Origin of the sequence: Lentibacter algarum (assembly GCF_040580765.1) — a bacterium.
GTDB classification, from domain to species: Bacteria; Pseudomonadota; Alphaproteobacteria; order Rhodobacterales; family Rhodobacteraceae; genus Lentibacter; species Lentibacter algarum.
In genome coordinates this window covers 2767059-2784867 of record NZ_CP158687.1, presented here as the reverse complement: position 1 = coordinate 2784867, position 17809 = coordinate 2767059, and the positions used below count along the sequence as shown (strand labels likewise).

The window sequence follows — 17809 nt, the reverse complement described above, 5'->3', positions numbered from 1 at the left end:
TATGTCCCGCACAACCAACGCCCAAGTCAGCCTGTTTGCGCTGATGCTCGCGGCTGCGGGCCTGCCGCTTTACATCCATCTGCCCGCTTACGCGAGCGGTGAGCTGGGCATGAGCCTCGGCGCTTTGGGTGGCCTGCTGATCGGGTTGCGCGTGCTTGATTTTGTGCAAGACCCGCTCTTGGGCCGCATGGTTGACAGCTTTCCTAACGCCCGTGCGCTTTTTGCGGCCTTGGCGCTTCTTGGCCTCGGGCTTGGTTTTGCGCTGGTGTTCACTTTCCTGCCAGCTGCGGGCCAGCTCTTCTGGCTCATTCTCGGCCTCGCGCTGCTCTTCACAGCCCATAGCCTCGGCAGTATCCTCTTTTACGGCCAGTCGACGGCGCTTGCAGGCGGAGAGGCTGGGCTTGTCAAACTCGCTGCTTATCGTGAGGGCGGAAGTCTTGTCGGCGTCCTGCTCGCGGCCCTTGCACCCACACTGTTTGTCGCCGCAGGCGCGGGTGATGGCGGCTATCCTGCGTTTGGCCTTGGCCTCGCGGCGATGGCGGGCGCGGTCTGGCTCTTGACCCGCCGCCTCTGGCAGATCACTGGCCCCGCCACGTCTCCCATGCAGCTTTCTACTCTCAAAAGCGTCGGCGGGGTGCAGCTACTCTGGATCGCACTGATCAATAGCCTGCCCGTAGCGCTGACCTCGACACTCTTTCTCTTCTTTGTTCAGGACAAGCTTGGCCTTGACGCCCTCGCAGGCCCGCTATTGATGCTTTTCTTCCTCGCTGCTGCGCTCAGCGTTCCGCTTTGGAGCGCGTTAGTGCGTCGCCACGGTGCGCGCCGCATCTTGCCACTGGCGATGACACTGGCGATTGTGAGTTTCATGGGGGCAGCCCTGCTTCCCGAAGGCGCGGCGCTGCCCTTCGCGCTGATCTGTCTCGCCTCGGGAGCCGCCTTGGGAGCGGATATGGTTATCCTGCCTGTGCTCTTCTCGACAGCCCTCGCCCGCGCAGGCCTGTCTGCAGGAGCCGCCTTTGGCCTCTGGTCTTTCGCAGGCAAACTCTCTCTCGCCCTTGCCGCTGCCCTCGCACTCCCCGCGCTTCAACTGGCAGGTTACACACCAAACGCCGTCAATACACCGCAAGCACTGACAACGCTCACACTTGCCTATGCGGTCATTCCCTGCATCATCAAAATCGCGGCAATCATCCTCGTCGCTCGCCTACCTCAGGAGGTAAACACACCATGAAGATCGTCATGCTCCTCGTCATCGCCATATTGGCGCTCATTGCCTTCCGCCCTGGTTTTTCGTTCAAGAGCCAAAAGCTGGCGGACTACGCGAGCAATACGCCCCCCTTTGACATTCGTGTTGCCCTGAGCGGCCCACTTGTCTCCGAGGGAATAATCTATGGTCCGCTAGGCCGCGTTACCTCGCGCTTTGTCGCTGAGTTCACGGGTGAATGGGAGGGAAACACAGGCTCGCTTGCCGAAGAGTTCACCTATGACACAGGCAACACCCAGTCTCGCAAATGGTTTCTGACCATGGGCGAAAACGGCCACTTCACAGCCACCGCCAGTGACATTATCGGCGAAGCCATGGGGCAGCAAATGGGCAACGCCGTACGCATGACTTACAAGATTCGCTTGCCCGAAGAGGCTGGAAGCCACGTGCTCGATGTCACAGACTGGCTCTACCTCATGGAAAACGGCAATATTCTCAATCGCTCGGAGATGCGCAAATTCGGCTTTAAAGTCGCCGAGCTGATCGCAACCATGCGTCCCGTCAAATGAACGTTGCGGGCAAGACATACTGGCTCGTTGGGGCAAGCGAAGGCCTTGGCGAAGCCTTGGCACTGAAGCTCGCGGCTGAGGGCGCGCACATTGTCCTCTCGGCCCGCTCCGAGGACAAGCTCGCCACTCTTGCGGCCAAAATACCCAACGCCTGTATCGCGCCGCTTGATGTAACGGATAAGCCCTCCGTTGTTGCCGCCGCCGCGTCTGTTGGCCCGCTTGATGGTGTGATCTATCTCGCAGGCTACTATGACCCGATGAAAGCGCAAAGCTGGAACGCAGAGGCCGTCGAGCAGATGTGCGCTGTCAACTTCACGGGCGCGCTTCATGTATTGGGCCAGACCGTGCCAGCCTTCGTCGCCAAAGACGCAGGCCACATCGTCCTGATAGGCTCGCTTGCGGGCTACCGTGGCGTGCCAGGGTCTATAGGCTACGGCGCTTCAAAAGCAGCGCTCATGCATATGGGCGAAACGCTCTATGCGGATTTGCACAAGACAGGCGTAAAGGTCCAGAACATCAACCCGGGCTTCATCAAAACCCGCCTCACGGCGAAGAACAAATTCAACATGCCCCAACTGATGACACCTGAAGAAGCGGCGGATCATGTCATCAAAGCCATGAAAAGCAAACGCTTCGAAACGGCCTTCCCCAAGCCCTTCGGGTGGCTCTTTTCGCTCGCACGTTTCACGCCGCGCGCGCTTTGGCTAAAGCTTTTCAATAAGGTTTAGTGTCGCTCAGACCATGGTCCACAGCTGGAACATAAGCCCGCTAGCGAAAGACCCGACCAGCGCCAAGGCTATATAGAGCACAAACACCTGCCGCTTGACCAAGGCCCAGACGGCCACAGCCGCAGGCAACGAACTCACGCCCCCCGCAACAAGGAAAGCAAGCCCCGCTCCGGGCGCCATGCCCTGCTCCATCAGCCCGCCAACAAGGGGGAGTGCGGCATAGCCGTTCAGATAAGCAGGCACGCCCACAAGTGTGGCGATCCCGATGGGAGCAAGTCCTGTGCCGCCCAAGGCCGAGGCCACAAGATCAGCAGGCAGCCATGCCAGCATCAGGCTTTCAAGCAGGAAGGCCAGAGTGAGCCATTTGGCAAGGAAGAGCGTGGTCTTGATCCCCTCGCGCCAGAATTTTGTCACCCGTGCGGTTTCGGTCCAGAAACGCCAAACAACAGGCTGCACCGTGCGCACTTTAGAGGCCCCGCAGCCGCCATTGCCCACACCCTCGCGCAACGGGTCTGCAAGCCCGCCCGCCTTCGCAATCAGATGCACAGTGATGCCGCCAAAGACTCCGAGGGCAACCGCCGTAATGGTCTTGGCCACAGCAAATTCAAAGCCGAGAACCCCCGTGGTGAGCATAAACATTGACGGGTCCATCACAGGCGAGGCCAGCCAGAAGGCCATGACCGCCGACAAAGGAACACCCATAGCCAGTAGCGCCGCAATCAAGGGAATGACCCCGCAAGAGCAGAAGGGCGAAAGCCCGCCAGCGGCCGCAGCGATCAGGATCATCGCCATGGGTGAGCCCGTAAAGGCGCGCGCGATCAGGCCGTCGGCCCCAGTCGCGCCAGCGTAAGCGGCAATTCCGATCGAAAGGATGAGAAATGGGGCGACATTGAGCAGGTTCTGCGCTGCAAAGGCTGCGCTCGTCGCGCCCTGTGCGGGGACAAGTACAAACAAAACGGCCAGCAAAAAGGCCGAAAAGAGCCAGACCTTTTCCTTGCTCCACATCATATGCAGAAACGCGGCCATCGGAGTGCGCGGGGGGAGGGCGTGGTCAGTCATATCTATATCCCTGAAAAAGTCGTTACGCTTGGGCCAAAAAACAAAGGCGCGTTTCATGCCGCATCTTCCTGCGTGAGCTTCACGCCAACACAGCACTCCGCCGTCAGAAAGGCGAGTGTCTGGTTCATCACGTCATAATCGACGCGGTTGAGGATCAGGCGGCCTTGCCGTTCTTGCGTCACCAGCCCTGCCTCAACAAGCGTGCCCAAGTGGTGGGACAGTGTTGAGGGAGCCATGCCGAGATGCTGGCCAATGTCGCCTACGTTCATTCCGTCATGCCCCGTACGAACCAACAAACGGAAGATACCCAAACGGGTGTCATGTCCGAGGGCGGCAAGGGCGAGCGCTGTGGAGGCTTGTGTCATCATGCGACCAAACATAACTATATATCTAGTTTTGTAAACATGAATCTTACTACATCATCAACGGCCTTGTCTTTTGCGCTCAGCCTTGTGCAGAGGCTTGGAGATTTCGGCAGTCGACAGAATTTGAAATTGGTCTGAATTTCGCTACGGCACAGGCGATGCCAACCAGTGCTTAACGGCTGGACTTGTTTGCAAGAGCCGATGCAAAGTGGCGTGAAACGAGCGAACAGGAATATCTAAATGAGCGTTATATATCTTAAAACAGGCAAGCCCGCAGCAGACCGTGCCGAAGAAGATGCACAGGTCGCTGGCGCCGTAGCGGCCACTCTAAAAGACATCGAGACACGCGGTGATGTGGCCGTGCGCGAGCTGGCCAATAAGTTTGACGGCTATGACCGCGAGACATACCGTCTCACGGACGCCGAGATTGAAGAGATCATCGCACAAGTCACCCCGCAGGAAATGGCAGATCTTAAATTCGCTCAAGCCCAAGTTCGCAACTTCGCCCAAGCACAGCGGGACTCCATGCTTGATATCGAAGTGGAAACCCTCCCCGGTGTGATCCTCGGTCACAAAAATATCCCCGTGCAGTCTGTCGGCTGCTACGTTCCGGGCGGCAAGTTTCCCATGGTCGCCTCCGCGCATATGTCAGTCGCCACAGCCTCTGTCGCGGGCGTGCCGCGGATCATCGCCTGTACCCCGCCTTTCAACGGCGTGCCAAACCCCGCCGTGATCGCCGCAATGCACCTCGGTGGTGCCCATGAAATCTACGTGCTCGGCGGCATTCAGGCTGTCGGCGCTATGGCGCTGGGAACCGAGACAATCGACCCTGTTCACCTTCTCGTCGGCCCCGGCAACGCCTATGTGGCCGAGGCGAAGCGCCAGCTCTTTGGCCGCGTCGGGATCGACCTCTTCGCAGGCCCGACCGAGACGATGATCATCGCTGATGAAACAGCCGCTGACGCTGAACTCTGCGCCACAGATCTCTTGGGCCAAGCCGAGCATGGCTATAACTCACCCTGTGTCTTGCTGACCAACTCCGAGAAGCTCGCCCGCGCCACCATGGCCGAAGTCGAGCGCATACTTACGATCCTGCCCACCGCCGACACTGCGCGCAAAAGCTGGGAAGACTACGGCGAAGTGATCGTCTGCGACACCTATGATGAGATGCTCGCAGTGGCCGATGATATCGCCTCCGAGCATGTGCAAGTCATGACAGACCGCGACGACTGGTTCCTTGAGCACATGACATGCTACGGCGCTCTCTTCCTTGGTGCGCGCACCAATGTCGCCAATGGCGACAAAGTCATCGGCACAAACCATACGCTGCCGACCAAGAAAGCAGGCCGCTACACGGGCGGTCTCTGGGTTGGCAAGTTTCTCAAAACCCACAGCTACCAGTGCGTTCTCACCGATGAGGCCGCAACCATGGTGGGCGAATACGGCTCGCGCCTCTGCATGCTCGAAGGCTTTGTCGGGCACGCCGAGCAATGCAACATCCGCGTGCGCCGTTACGGTGGCATCAATGTGCCCTATGGTGAAGGCGCGCCCTACCGCGAGCAGGCCGAATGAGCCGCTCTTCGACCCAAGCCCAAAAACAACCCAAAGGATTGCGCCTATGACCCTCCCCAAAACGCCCTCGATGAACCTGACAGGCAAGCGTGCTCTCGTGACAGGCGCCTCCTCGGGGATCGGTCAAGGCTGCGCCGTAGCGCTGGCCGAAGCGGGGGCGCATGTTATCTGCTCCGCGCGTGGCATGGGGCGGCTGCAATCGACTGTGGATGAGATGGCGGGGCAGGGCATCTCTGCCGAGGCCCTCTCGCTCGATGTCTCCGATCTGGATGCCATTAAAGCAGCGCTCACAGAGCAAGCGCCATTTGATATTATCGTCAATGCGGCCGGATATGCCAAACACACCCCCGCAACCGAGACAGAGCCAAGTGACTTTGACGCCGTGATGAACATCAATTTGCGTGGTGCATATTTTCTATCTGCTTGGGCTGCAAAGGCGATGCAAGATGCTGGCATTGAAGGGAGCATCATTCATATCTCCTCACAGATGGGCCACGTCGGCGGGATCGATCGGGCGGTCTATTGCGCCTCGAAATTTGGCCTTGAGGGGATGGTCAAAGCAATGGCGATTGAATGGGGCAAGTCCCGTATCCGCATCAATACGATCTGCCCGACATTCATCCGAACGCCGCTGACAGAGCCGACTTTTGCTGATCCCGCTCGTGTCGCTTGGATTGAAGAAAAGATTAAGCTGGGCCGTACTGGTGTGGTGGAGGACATCATGGGCGCGGTGCTCTATCTCGCCTCACCCGCCTCAAGCCTCGTCACGGGTAGCTCTATGCTGATTGATGGCGGCTGGACCGCTGATTGAAGCAGAGACCTGATCCAGCGGAGCGCGCTTTGCGCGCACAGGTTTGCTTGAGAAGGGGGGCGCACGCGCCCCCTCGGCCTTCGGCCTCTCTCCCTGTGGATATTTTTAGAAAGAAAAAGTTAATTGGCTCATCGCGGATCTGCGTGCTTGACGCAAACGAAGGAGTCGTAATAGGACTGCGCCATTCTGGTCCGGCATCTGCCGGTGAAAAGGGAATGTGGTGCGGCTCTTGAGCCCAATCCACAACTGCCCCCGCAACTGTAAGCGGCGAGCGAAGCTGACATAAGCCACTGCCCAAAAGGGTGGGAAGGTTCAGCCAAGCCCCGACCCGCAAGTCAGGAGACCTGCCAGGATGTTCACCCTACCGATGTGCGAGGGGCGCATAGGTAACGGACATTCCGTCGTGGTGGCATTCGCTGTAACCACGGGGGAGCTATATCTTCTCCCGTCTCTATGACTTGCGCGCATCGCGCAGGAGAAGGACCAAAATGCACTCTACACTCAAGGCATCCGCCGCTCTGGCTTTGCTCATTTCCCATACCCCTGCCTACGCTCAAGAGGCGTTCGATCTGGGCGAGATTACGTTGTTTTCAAGCTTTGTCCCGACCGAGCTTAGCAAGACAGGCACAACAACCCAGGTTGTTACCGAAGAGGCGCTGCAAGACGGTGGCACGCAGCAAGTCGTGGTAAGAATAGGGCAACAGCCTGGGGTTAGTTTCGCAGGTAATGGCTCAGTTGGTGCGACACAGCTTCTGTCGGTGCGCGGCTTGCCCTCTCAATTTGTTTCCGTGTTTTTTGAAGGGATCGACATGAGCGATCCTTCACAGCTCCAAAACTTGTTTGACTGGGGCGGTACCATGAACACGGGGCTTGGTCGCGTCGAGGTGCTCAAAGGATCACAATCGACGCACTATGGCTCTGAAGCCATTGGTGGTGTGATCAACCTTTCCGCGATGCGGCTCGCCGACGAGGGACAGAAATATACATTTGGCACAGAAGTTGGATCTTATAATACGAAGAGCGTCTCATTTACTTACCTTCGTAAAACGGATCGTGCGGACATATCGTTTTCTTTGGTGAAGATGAACACTGATGGCTTTTCTTCGGCTGACGAAAACGATGGATTTAACGAAGCGGATTACTACCGCGGAATAAACTCCCATTTGAGCGCGTCTTTTGAAGCTACAGATTCTCTTACACTTGGAGCTACGCTAATATACGCAGATGCTGATATGAATATCGAAGACACCGATAGTAACTATGTTCTAACGGACGGAGACACACCGTATTTTAGCACACGTACCGGTGCTCGGGTTTTTGCAATGCTTGAGGGAGAGGGAGTTGATCACGAATTTGGTTTATCTACTCATAGCACCAGAAGACGTGAGCCATCATCTATTTTTACCAAAGTTTTCGAGGGTGACCGAACCGAGATTGATTATAAAGGGACGGGCCAGACTGGTTTTGGATCGGTGACCTTCGGTGCGTCACACAGTATCGAAAGCTCCTCGCTCGACTCGACCAAAACTGAAACCAACACATCAGGAGTGTTCGCAGAGTTACTTACACCACTTTCTGCGGATGTTGATCTGTCCCTTGCGGCCCGGTATGAAAACCACTCTCAATTTGGTGGGGCACTTACAGGGCGTGCAGCTCTTGCGGTGCGCACGTCTGAGGCGACAACGTTTCGGGCCGCCGTGAGCAGTGGATTTCGTGCGCCGTCACTTTATGAACTCTTCGCTCCCGGAGATGGCAATGTTAACCTAAACCCCGAACGCTCGGTAAGCTTTGATCTTGGCGTTGAGCACCGATACGCATCGGGCGCAAAAATAGAGGCCACCGCTTTTTATACTGAGATAGACGATCTTATTGATTATGTTTCGGGGTACCAACAAGTGACAGGGAAATATGTTGCAAAAGGCATTGAGCTTTCGGGTGAGTTTGCGGTTTCAACTGGTGTCTCCCTAGCAGGGTCATACACTTATACCGACACCGCCGATACTAACGGTTATCAGTTTGGCAGGACGCCGAAGCATGACATTTCGCTTGGTCTGAATGCCGACATCAGCACGCGCATGTCCATGGGTTTGAATGTAAACCATGCCGCTAGCCGTGCGGATGATGGATATCCTTCACGCGCTATGGAGGATTATACCGTTGCCAATGCAACGCTGAACTACGTAGTGAGTGACAACACAGAACTTTACTTGCGTGTCGACAACCTTTTCAATGAAGAATACCAGACATCGGGTGGCTACGGCACCTCCGATCGCGCGCTTTACTTTGGCGTCCGTGCGTCTTTCTAAGTTCATAAGCGCCGCTGCGCTGGCCCTTGTGGCTGGCGCAGCAGCCTATGGCGAGACACCTCAGAAGGTTGTCTCGATGAATGTTTGTACAGATCAGCTTGCCATGTTGCTCGCGGGGGAAGGCCAGCTTCATTCGCTCTCTTCCCTCGCGGTTGACCCGCGTATTTCGGGGATGGTTGAGGAGGCGCGCGCCTTTCATATCAACTCCGCCCGCGCCGAAGAAATCTACCTGATGAAGCCCGATCTGGTGTTGACGGGCACATATACGGCCCGCGCGTCTGTCGAAATGCTGGAACGGTTGGGGCTGCGTGTTGTGCGCTTTGCGCCCGCCAATTCGCTTGCAGATGTGCCTCTGCGCCTGCGCGAGATGGGCGCTGTGCTTGGCCGTGAGGCACGCGCTGCCGAACTTGTGGCGGCTTTTGAGGCGGGGCTTGCACGACTGAAGGACAATGCGCCAGAGCAGCGCCCCCGCGCGCTCAGCTATGCGGCCAACGGCTATACGTCTGGCGCGCATACCTTGCCCGACGAAATGATTGTGGCGGCAGGCTTTATCAATGTCGCCTCCGAGTTTGGCATCGACTATGGTGGCCGCATGCCGCTTGAACTCCTTGCCATGAGCGCGCCAGATCTGGTGATGAGCTCGACACCCTACGCAGGGGCCTCCCGCGCCGAAGAGGTGCCGCAGCACCCTGTTGTGCGCGCTGTCACAGGCGGCGGCCCCCCTGTGAGTATGGTCAGCCGCGACTGGTCCTGTGGCACACCACTTGTCTTGCGCGCCATCGATGAGTTGGCTGCAAAACGAAAGGCGCTGTTCCCATGATACGCCTGCTTTTTCTTCTCGGGGCTCTGGTGGCGATGCTTTTTGCAGCTTCACTTGCGATTGGTCCTGCCGAAGCGACCTTTGCCAAAAGCCTGTCCTCTCTTCTGGTCGACGACGGAACGCCCTTCACATTGGTGATGCGAGAAATTCGCCTCCCGCGTGCGCTCCTCGCGGTGATGATCGGAGCCTCGCTCGGCCTCGCAGGTGCCGCAATGCAGGGCTACTTGCGCAATCCGTTGGCAGAGCCGGGTCTCATCGGGGTCAGCTCATCGGCGGCGCTTGGGGCTGTGCTCTCGCTGCAAACAGGCTTCGCTGCCGCCTTCGCGCTCGCGCTGCCGCTTTCGGCGCTGGCAGCGGCTCTTGTCGGCGTGCTCCTTGTGCTTTTGCTGGCGGGCCCACGTGGGGCCTCAATGACACTCATTCTCGCCGGGATTGCGATCTCTGCGATGGCAGGGGCGCTCATCTCGCTCGTGCTCAACCTCTCGCCCAATCCCTACGCCGCCAATGAAATTGTCTTCTGGATGATGGGTTCACTGGCGGACCGTTCGATGCTGCACGTATTTCTTGCCTTGCCTGTTATGGCGCTGGGCTGGGTTTTGCTCAGCACATTGGGCCGCGGCCTTGATGCGCTTACTCTGGGCGAAGATGCGGCCAGCTCCATGGGGATCAATCTCTCCCGCCTACGCCTGGCGCTGGTTGTCGGCGTCTCCTGCGTTGTTGGCGCAGGGACGGCTGTCGCTGGGGCGATCGGCTTTGTCGGGCTTGTTGTCCCGCACATCCTGCGCCCCTTCGTGGGCGGTCGCCCCTCGCGGCTTCTCTGGGCCTCTGCGCTTGGTGGCGCGGCGCTGGTTCTGGCTGCCGATATTGCCGTGCGCCTGATCATGCCTGATCGGGATTTGAAGCTCGGGGTCGTCATGGCTCTCATCGGCGCACCATTGTTTTTGCACCTTATTTTCAAGACCCGAAAGGAGCTGTTATGAGCACGCTTCTCTCTCTTGATGGCCTGACGGCTCTGCGTGGTGAATGCCCTGTGGTGGACAACGTTTCGGTCTCTATCGGGGCGGGCGAATGTGTCGGCCTGATCGGTCCCAATGGCGCGGGCAAGACCACGCTGATGCGCGCGGCACTCGGCCTTTTACCCGCCAAAGGCGCAAGTTCCCTGACGGCGCTTTCCCCCTCCGAGCGCGCCCGCGCTGTGGCGTGGCTCCCTCAGGCGCGTGATATCGCTTGGCCTATGACGGTTGAAACAGTGGTCGCGCTGGGCCGTATCCCGCATCTCCCGCGCGGCACGAAGCTGCGTACCGAAGATCAGGCCGCCGTAGATGCGGCCCTCGCGGAAATGGACCTTACAGATTTCGCTGACCGCCTCGCAAACCAGCTGTCTGGCGGCGAGCAGGCCCGCGTGCTTATTGCCCGTGCCTTGGCGCAGCAAACACCGCTTCTGATGGTGGACGAGCCAATCGCTGGCCTCGACCCCGCCCACCAGATTGGGGCAATGGAAAGCTTCGCAGCCCTCGCCGCCGAGGGCAAATCGGTTATCGTGTCTCTGCATGATCTCGGCCTCGCCGCACGGCATTGCACACGGATATTGATGCTCTCCCAAGGGCGTCTCATTGCCGATGGTTCGCCTGCAGAGGTGCTCACGCCCGAGCGGCTCAATACCGTTTTCGGCATCCGTGTGTTTTATGAAAACACGACGCAAGGGCCGATTTTTCAGCCAACAGAAGTGACCCGCTGATCGCTGGGCTTGCGCGTAAGCTCAGACATGAAAAGCGAAATAAGTAGAAACACGCACTTGATCGCTCTAGGGTTCTGTGTAGTTATACGCGCAACTAGTATTTTCGACCGATTGGTCGAAAATATGAAGATCTGGGGGGAGCTCATGCTCAAATACGTTTCACAACTGGCCCGTGTCATGGCGGTGCTCGGAGGGCTTGTGCTCTCCGCGTTGGTCGTACTCACCTTTATAAGTGTTTTTGGTCGCGCCCTCAACACGCTGGGCCACGCTGGTAGCCTTGGCGCTCTTGGCGAGTGGCTGATCAGCACGGGTGTTGGTCCGATCACTGGCGATTTTGAGTTGCTTGAAGCTGGCGTTGCCTTCGCCATTTTTGCCTTTCTCCCAATCACCCAGCTCTACGGCGCTCATGCCACAGTTGATATCTTTACCTCGGCTCTCCCGGGGCGCGCCAATAAGGCGCTGATGGCGTTCTGGGAGATCGTTCTGACAGTGGTTATCCTGCTCATCGCTGCGCGCCTCTACGTCGGTATGCTCGACAAAATGCAATACAACGAGACAACCTTCCTGCTTCAGTTCCCGATCTGGTGGGCATATGCCGCCAGCTTTGCGGCCTCACTCGCGGCCTGTGTCGTCGCGCTCTATTGTGCCTTGGCGCGCATCGCTGAGCTGGCCACAGGCCGCGCTTACCTGCCTCATTCCGAAGGAGCTTCCCATTGAGCATGCTTGAACTGGGCTTTCTGTCCTTCCCCGTCCTCCTTCTGATGATCTTCCTGCGCGCGCCCATTGGGCTTGCCATGTTGCTTGCAGGTATCGGGGGCCTTTGGTTTGCCACAGGTGATACCAACATGTTCATGTCCCGTCTCAAAACGGAGACATACGGCACCTTCTCGTCTTACTCTTTGACGATCATTCCGATGTTCCTCCTTATGGGCCAGTTCGCAACGCTCTCTGGCATGTCTCAAGCGCTCTTCAAGGCAGCCGAAAGCTTTCTTGGTCACCGCAAAGGCGGCGTGGCCATGGCGGCCGTCGGGGCCTGCGCAGGCTTCGGCTCAATCTGTGGTTCGTCGCTCGCGACAGCCGCCACAATGAGCCGCGTCGCCTTGCCAGAGCTGCGCCGCTACGGCTACTCGGGCGGCTTCTCGACAGCCACGCTCGCCGCTGGCGGGACACTTGGCATTCTTATTCCCCCGTCGGTCATCCTCGTGATCTATGCGATCCTGACCGAGCAAAACATCGCGAAGCTTTTTCTCGCGGCCTTTATTCCGGGGATTCTCGCAGCCCTCGGCTATATCGTAACGATTTCGATTTATGTGCGCGTCTACCCTGATTCCGCGGGTACGCGCGAGCCTGTTCCCATGGCCGAGCGCTGGCGCGCGCTTCTGGATGTCTGGCCCGTTCTGGTTGTTTTCGGCCTCGTTGTGGGCGGCATCTATGCGGGCTGGTTCACGCCCACAGAAGGTGCTGCGATTGGCGCGGCAGGCACAGGCCTCATCGCGCTCGTTTCGGGCAATATGACGTGGAGCGTGTTCAAAGAAAGCATCATCGCCACAGCGACAGCCACGGGCATGATTTTCTTTATCGTTCTCGGTGCTGCGCTCTACAACGGCTTTCTTGCCCTTTCCCAAGTGCCGCAGGAACTTTCTTCTTGGGTGGTCGGCCAAGGCTATAGCGCATGGACGGTGCTGATCATCGTGCTGGCGTTTTACCTCGTCTTTGGCTGCCTCATGGACAGCCTCTCGATGATCCTGCTGACCATCCCGATTTTCTTTCCTGTGATCAGCCAGCTTGATTTTGGCATGACACCGGAGCATGTGGCGATCTGGTTCGGGATCCTCGTGTTGATCGTTGTCGAAGTCGGGCTTATCACACCACCTGTTGGTATGAACCTCTTCATCATCAACGCAATGGATAAGACAACGCCTATGCGCGACACCTATAGCGCCGTAATGTGGTTTGTCGGCTCCGATCTGGTACGGGTTGTGATCCTTGTACTCTTCCCAGCGATCACATTGTTCCTGATCCCCTGATCCCCTGATCCTCAGGCGCCCAAGGTGGGCGCCTAGGGCCGCACATCGCTCACAACGCGGCCTTCTTCGAGGGTGATGATCCTGTCGGCAAGCTCCAGAATGCGGTTGTCATGTGTGACCATGACAGTGGTTGTGCCGCGCTCGCGGCCCATGGTCTTCAGCATATCTACAACATTGCGCCCTGAGACTTTATCAAGCGCCGCCGTCGGCTCGTCCGCAAAGATCACATCAGGGTTGGAGACAAGCGCCCGCGCCACAGCGACCCGCTGCTTTTGGCCGCCTGATAAATTGCCTGGTAAGTAGTCGAGCCTATCTTCAAGTCCGACGAGCCTGAGCATATGATGCGCCGCCGCCATTTGCTTGGCCGCGTTTCCTTTGCCGTGGACTTGCAGCCCCATCAAGACATTCTCTGTCGCAGTGAGGCTTTCGTGCAGGTTATGTGCCTGAAAGATAAACCCAAGACGGCGGCGCAAGCGCACCAGCTCTGCCTCGCCTGCACCCTTGAGTTCGCGCTCAAGCAGGGTCACGCTTCCGCTCTGCACATGCCGTAAACAGCCCATCAGCGTGAGCAGCGTTGTCTTGCCAGAGCCAGATGGGCCCATAAGGATCGTGAGCTTGCCGCGCTCGATCTCTAGGTTCACATCAAAGATCGCCTGTTTGCGCGCTTCGCCTTCTCCAAAGAAGTGGTCAAGCGCCTGAGTTTGAATGGCCATATCAGTCATCAGAACAAATCCGCTGGATCTGCCGCCGCCAAGCGGCGCGTGGCAATCGCACCAGACAGTGCGCAGGCCGCCAGCGTTCCGAAGAAAACCATAAAGGGCCGCGTTCCGTCCATATAGACAGGCAGGCTCGTCACAGCCGAGAGCCCTGCATAAAGCCCCATCGAAACAATGAAACCGGGAATAAACCCGAACACGGCCAGAATGCCTGCCTCTTCCAGAACTATGCCAAGGAAAAAGCGGTGCTCATAGCCCATCGCTTTGAAGGTTGCGTATTCCTTGAGGTGGTCGGCCACATCTGTTGAGAGCACTTGGTAGACAATCACAAACCCGACGATAATCCCGATCAAAACCCCGAACCCGAAGATGATGCCTGTGGGCCGCTCAAGCGACTGATAGGCAAGGTCTGCAGCTTTATACTCCGCCAGCGTGTTCACTTGCACAGAGGCGGCTGGTAGAATGCTGCGCAACCGTTCGGCAACCACCTGAGGCGAAACCCCGTCTGCGACTTTGAGCAAAACATGGTTTGGCGCGCCACTGCTACGCTTGCCAAAAAAGCGAAGAAAAGTCTGATCCGAGACAAACAATGTCCCATCTGCGGAAAACCCGCCACCAAGCTCTAGCGTGCCAATTGCAGTGAGCGTTTGCCCGTTCACTTCAAAGGCAAATGGTTTACCATCCTTCAGATCGGCAAAAACTGAGGCATCAACGCCGCGCGTCTTGGTGTCGATCAAAGCTGTGTTTTCCTGCGTCAGCCGCGAAAACTGAGCCGCAATCTCTGCGCTTAGAAAGTCGCGGTCCGCCACCTCAGTCGCAAAGGTCTGCAAGGTCGAGTTGGTCCCGTCTGGCAGCTTGAATTCCAAAATCCCAACAAACAAGGGCGCGCCGCTTTCGACGCCAGCAACAGTCATCGCCTGAAAAAGGCGTGCCCGCGCAACATTGCTCCCGTCGGTCAGTGTGTTGGCGTCTTCCGCTGAAATCATGATGTCGGCGTCAAGGAAGTTGTATGGCGCGAGCGTCGCGGTGCTCATCGCGCCCATAATGCCAAGCTGCATGAAGACCAAAAGATTGGCAAACGCGACCCCCGCCACGGCTGCTACAAATCGCGTCCGCGAATGGGTAAGCTGGAGCCAGCCGACAGGCAGCCGCCCCAGCAGGCGCTCAAGCAGCTTGCTCATTCGCCCTGTCCTGTTTCCAGCCGTCCCGCATCAATCCGCACAATTGTCTCAAGGTTGGTAAGCCGTTTGGCCTTTTCTGACGAGGCCGCATCAAGCTTCACAATCACATCAACAACCCGCCCATCGGTGTTTGCGGCTGGGTCGTCCGATGTGATCGACTGCCGACCAATCTCAAGCCCGATCGCACTCACAACGCCCGTGAGATCGCCGTCCAAAGCCTCTGCTGAAACCGTGACAGGATCGCCAATCGCGACGCGCCCGATCATGGTCTGATACACCTCAGCTTCCACCATCATCTGGCTTGTGTCGCCAAGCTCGACAAGGCCTTCGTTGGCAGGCTTCTCGCCCACTTGGCTATTGAGCGCGAGGATCATTCCATCAATTGGCGCCTTCACAAGTGCGCGCTCCATGTCGCTCTCGGCACGGCTCACATCCACGCGCGCCGCCTCAAGGTTGGCCTCGGCAACGGCAATATCAGCCTGCACAGCACCAGAGCCTGCCTCATAGCGAGATAGCGTCGCACGGTTGCGTTCCACGTCGCGCTTGGCTTCATCCGCGCGTGCCGTGGCTGTATCAAGCGCCGCCTGTGTGGCGACGCCGCGTTCTGCGAGGGGTGTTAGGCGGTCAAGCTCGCTCTGTGCCTGCTCGGCAGTTGCCAATGCGCGCTCAAGGTTGGCCTGCGCTTCTTCTCGGCTTGCGCGGATGGTCTCTTGGCTTTGCAGTAGGGCCGCTTCCTTGACCCGTAAGGTCGCCTTGGCGGTGTTGAGTGCGTTTTCAAGCTGGCTCTGGTTGTCGAGCACAGCCAGCACATCGCCGCGTTTGACGGTTTCGCCTTCGCTGACGCGTATCTCCTGTATCCGCGCATCACTTGCGCCATAAGGCGTGGCCACAGCCAAGACATCGCCGTCTGGCAAGACCCGCCCAAGCGCGACGATATCGCCTTCGCTGACAACGGCGACCTGCTCTTGCGCCTGAACCTGCGCCATCGCCACGGCGATCGGCGTTTCTGTCCCGCCGCCTGGCTCAAGCCCTGTGAGGCCGAAAAAGGCCTTCATCCCGGGTGGCTGGAAGTAAAGACCTGTGACTCCACCCATAAAAAACGTCACCAGAAGCAGCGGGAAGATTTTCCAGCCCAACCCGCTTGTCTGGGTCGCAAGCATCGCACCGCTTGCGCCAATCCCATTGTCTTTCAGAGGCATCTCAGGCGTTGCGTCTGTCTTGTCACTCATATCATCAGCCTTGGCAAAACTCACTTACTGACATATATGTCATTAGTTGAAGAAACTGCAAGCCAAGAGATGCGAAATGACGAATGTGAAGCGCACCCGTCGCAAAGCCGCCCGCCCCGAAGAGATCATCGATGCAGCGCTGGCTGAGTTTGCAGAGGTCGGATATTCCGCCGCCTCCATGGCGCGGATCGCAGCACGCGCAGGCATCGCGCGCTCCACGATCTATCTCTACTATGCCGATAAGGAAGCGCTTATATCGGCCGCCTTTGAGGCTCGGCTTGGCGAGGCCTTTGCCGCCGCAGGGCAGGGGGCCGCGCTGTCTTCTGGTCCATTCCGTGAGGTCTTTCACGAGATGTTGACGCTGCTCTACAGGCGCATCGTAAAGTCCGAGGCTCTGGTGCTGCTCAAGGTGCTCGTAGCCGAGGGGGCGCAGTTCCCGCAACTGCTCGCGCACTATCATGACACCGCTCTCAAGGCGGCGATGACAATGCTCAATTCCGTCCTCAAGCAGGGCCTCGCGCGTGGCGAGCTACGCAATGATGTGATGGATTACGACATGAAACTTGTCATGTCGCCAGTCATGCTTGCCGCAATCTGGCATCTGACTTTTCAAGAGCTGGATCCGATCGAGCTTGAGCGCTACATTGAAGGTCACGTCACCTTCATCTGCGATGGCATCCTTACCCGCTGATCACTGCTGTCGCCTCGATCTCCAGAAGCGCCTCGTCCTCTACTAACCCCGCGACCACAACCATGGTCATCGCCGGAAAATGCCGTCCCAAAACGTCCCGATACACCGCACCCACCTCGCTTTGCCGCGCCATGTATTCTGCTTTGTCGGTCACATACCATGTCAGCCGCGTGATGTCTTCGGCCACGCCACCTGCCGCAGTCACCACAGCCATTATGTTGCGCAGGCATTGCTCCATCTGACCAATAAAGTCGTGGCTCTCAAAGCGCTGCTCCGCTGTCCAGCCGATCTGCCCACCCACATAAAGCGTGCCGTCTTTTGTCAGGATCCCGTTGGCATAGCCCTTGGCAGCAGCCCATCCCTCGGGCTGGATAACTTTGTGGCTCATTGATCTGTCCCTTTCGCTTTCAGCATGTCCTGTACCGCCTCTGGCCAAACGCGCGGCTTGCCCGCCTTGTCCACACAAACCAGTGTCTGTTTCACCTCAAACCGCGCCTCGCCTTCAGTGCTCGCCGCAATCTCAAGGCTCATGCTTGTGCGCCCCAGCTTGGCGACATGCAGCTGAAGCAAAAGCCAGTCGCCATGCCTGTTCGGCGCTTTGAACTCAGTCGCAATCTGCACAGTCGGCACGCCGCCGTCCTTGAGGAGGGTCTCAAAAGGCCAGCCCAATACCTTGTCAAAAAACGCCTCGACACAGTCGTTGATGATCTCAAAGTAACGCGGATAAAAAACGATTCCCGCTGGGTCGCAATGCTTGAACAGTACCTTTTGCTGAAACTCAAACACCACGCCC

Annotated in this window: 19 protein-coding genes and 1 riboswitch; of the genes, 12 read left to right on the top strand and 7 right to left on the bottom strand. The window is 57.9% G+C overall.

Going from position 1 to position 17809, the window contains the following annotated elements; all coding sequences use genetic code 11:
* The first annotated feature begins 1 nt into the window (after position 1).
* The 3 genes from DSM117340_RS13870 to DSM117340_RS13860 are packed head-to-tail and all read left to right on the top strand — an operon-like array spanning position 2 to position 2501.
* The gene (locus tag DSM117340_RS13870) at positions 2-1231 is read left to right on the top strand and encodes an MFS transporter (protein WP_354689696.1); all 1230 of its coding nucleotides are present in this window, start codon (positions 2-4) and stop codon (positions 1229-1231) included.
* Entirely contained in the window at positions 1228-1773 is a 546-nt protein-coding gene (locus DSM117340_RS13865; protein WP_304189982.1) for a DUF3833 domain-containing protein, read from the top strand. Before DSM117340_RS13870 ends, DSM117340_RS13865 begins: the two co-directional genes overlap by 4 nt.
* A complete protein-coding gene (locus DSM117340_RS13860; RefSeq protein WP_354689695.1) occupies positions 1770-2501 on the top strand; it encodes an SDR family NAD(P)-dependent oxidoreductase in 732 nt (243 codons plus the stop codon). The genes DSM117340_RS13865 and DSM117340_RS13860 overlap by 4 nt, the downstream gene beginning before the upstream one ends.
* A 6-nt stretch (positions 2502-2507) precedes the next feature.
* Here DSM117340_RS13860 and DSM117340_RS13855 read toward each other — a convergent pair whose 3' ends face one another.
* Entirely contained in the window at positions 2508-3560 is a 1053-nt protein-coding gene (locus DSM117340_RS13855) for a permease (protein ID WP_354689694.1), read from the bottom strand.
* Between the two features lie 53 nt (positions 3561-3613).
* Positions 3614-3928: a metalloregulator ArsR/SmtB family transcription factor gene (locus DSM117340_RS13850; RefSeq protein WP_354689693.1), complete on the bottom strand. Its 315-nt coding sequence runs from the start codon at positions 3926-3928 to the stop codon at positions 3614-3616.
* Positions 3929-4165: 237 nt separating this feature from the next.
* Between DSM117340_RS13850 and hisD the strand changes: the two genes are divergently transcribed.
* The 8 genes from hisD to DSM117340_RS13810 all read left to right on the top strand — a co-directional run bounded on the left by hisD (position 4166) and on the right by DSM117340_RS13810 (position 13199).
* Complete coding sequence (gene hisD / locus DSM117340_RS13845; RefSeq protein WP_354689692.1) at positions 4166-5497, top strand: histidinol dehydrogenase; 1332 nt, start codon at positions 4166-4168, stop codon at positions 5495-5497.
* A gap of 46 nt (positions 5498-5543) precedes the next feature.
* A complete protein-coding gene (locus DSM117340_RS13840; protein ID WP_354689691.1) occupies positions 5544-6308 on the top strand; it encodes an SDR family oxidoreductase in 765 nt (254 codons plus the stop codon).
* Between the two features lie 170 nt (positions 6309-6478).
* Positions 6479-6675: riboswitch (cobalamin riboswitch) on the top strand.
* 121 nt (positions 6676-6796) lie between these two features.
* Positions 6797-8614, top strand: a complete 1818-nt coding sequence (locus tag DSM117340_RS13835; protein ID WP_354689690.1) for a TonB-dependent receptor — start codon at positions 6797-6799, stop codon at positions 8612-8614.
* Positions 8559-9434 carry an ABC transporter substrate-binding protein gene (locus DSM117340_RS13830; RefSeq protein ID WP_354689689.1) on the top strand — a complete coding sequence of 292 codons (876 nt, stop codon included), beginning with the start codon at positions 8559-8561 and terminating at the stop codon, positions 9432-9434. The genes DSM117340_RS13835 and DSM117340_RS13830 overlap by 56 nt, the downstream gene beginning before the upstream one ends.
* On the top strand, positions 9431-10414 hold the full coding sequence (locus DSM117340_RS13825) for an iron ABC transporter permease (protein WP_354689688.1): 984 nt from the start codon (positions 9431-9433) through the stop codon (positions 10412-10414). The genes DSM117340_RS13830 and DSM117340_RS13825 overlap by 4 nt, the downstream gene beginning before the upstream one ends.
* The gene (locus DSM117340_RS13820; protein WP_354689687.1) at positions 10411-11172 is read left to right on the top strand and encodes an ABC transporter ATP-binding protein; all 762 of its coding nucleotides are present in this window, start codon (positions 10411-10413) and stop codon (positions 11170-11172) included. Before DSM117340_RS13825 ends, DSM117340_RS13820 begins: the two co-directional genes overlap by 4 nt.
* Before the next feature lie 144 nt (positions 11173-11316).
* On the top strand, positions 11317-11889 hold the full coding sequence (locus DSM117340_RS13815; protein ID WP_089893682.1) for a TRAP transporter small permease subunit: 573 nt from the start codon (positions 11317-11319) through the stop codon (positions 11887-11889).
* Positions 11886-13199, top strand: a complete 1314-nt coding sequence (locus tag DSM117340_RS13810; protein ID WP_271437422.1) for a TRAP transporter large permease — start codon at positions 11886-11888, stop codon at positions 13197-13199. Before DSM117340_RS13815 ends, DSM117340_RS13810 begins: the two co-directional genes overlap by 4 nt.
* Before the next feature lie 32 nt (positions 13200-13231).
* Here the strand turns inward: DSM117340_RS13810 and DSM117340_RS13805 are convergent, their stop codons facing one another.
* From DSM117340_RS13805 to DSM117340_RS13795, 3 genes are read right to left on the bottom strand one after another with little or no spacing between them, the layout of a single operon-like run.
* Positions 13232-13921 carry an ATP-binding cassette domain-containing protein gene (locus tag DSM117340_RS13805; RefSeq protein WP_271437421.1) on the bottom strand — a complete coding sequence of 230 codons (690 nt, stop codon included), beginning with the start codon at positions 13919-13921 and terminating at the stop codon, positions 13232-13234.
* A complete protein-coding gene (gene devC, locus DSM117340_RS13800) occupies positions 13921-15096 on the bottom strand; it encodes an ABC transporter permease DevC (protein ID WP_354689686.1) in 1176 nt (391 codons plus the stop codon). The genes DSM117340_RS13805 and devC overlap by 1 nt, the downstream gene beginning before the upstream one ends.
* Positions 15093-16325: an HlyD family efflux transporter periplasmic adaptor subunit gene (locus tag DSM117340_RS13795; RefSeq protein ID WP_354689685.1), complete on the bottom strand. Its 1233-nt coding sequence runs from the start codon at positions 16323-16325 to the stop codon at positions 15093-15095. The genes devC and DSM117340_RS13795 overlap by 4 nt, the downstream gene beginning before the upstream one ends.
* Positions 16326-16401: 76 nt before the next feature.
* Here DSM117340_RS13795 and DSM117340_RS13790 point away from each other — a divergent pair, with 76 nt between their 5' ends.
* Entirely contained in the window at positions 16402-17016 is a 615-nt protein-coding gene (locus DSM117340_RS13790; RefSeq protein ID WP_089892847.1) for a TetR/AcrR family transcriptional regulator, read from the top strand.
* Here the strand turns inward: DSM117340_RS13790 and DSM117340_RS13785 are convergent.
* Together DSM117340_RS13785 and DSM117340_RS13780 are read right to left on the bottom strand one after the other, a co-directional pair.
* Positions 17006-17404, bottom strand: coding sequence for a RidA family protein (locus DSM117340_RS13785; RefSeq protein WP_089892844.1), 399 nt, complete (start codon positions 17402-17404; stop codon positions 17006-17008). The genes DSM117340_RS13790 and DSM117340_RS13785 overlap by 11 nt on opposite strands.
* The gene (locus tag DSM117340_RS13780; protein WP_177170692.1) at positions 17401-17805 is read right to left on the bottom strand and encodes a thioesterase family protein; all 405 of its coding nucleotides are present in this window, start codon (positions 17803-17805) and stop codon (positions 17401-17403) included. The genes DSM117340_RS13785 and DSM117340_RS13780 overlap by 4 nt, the downstream gene beginning before the upstream one ends.
* Positions 17806-17809: the final 4 nt, after the last annotated feature.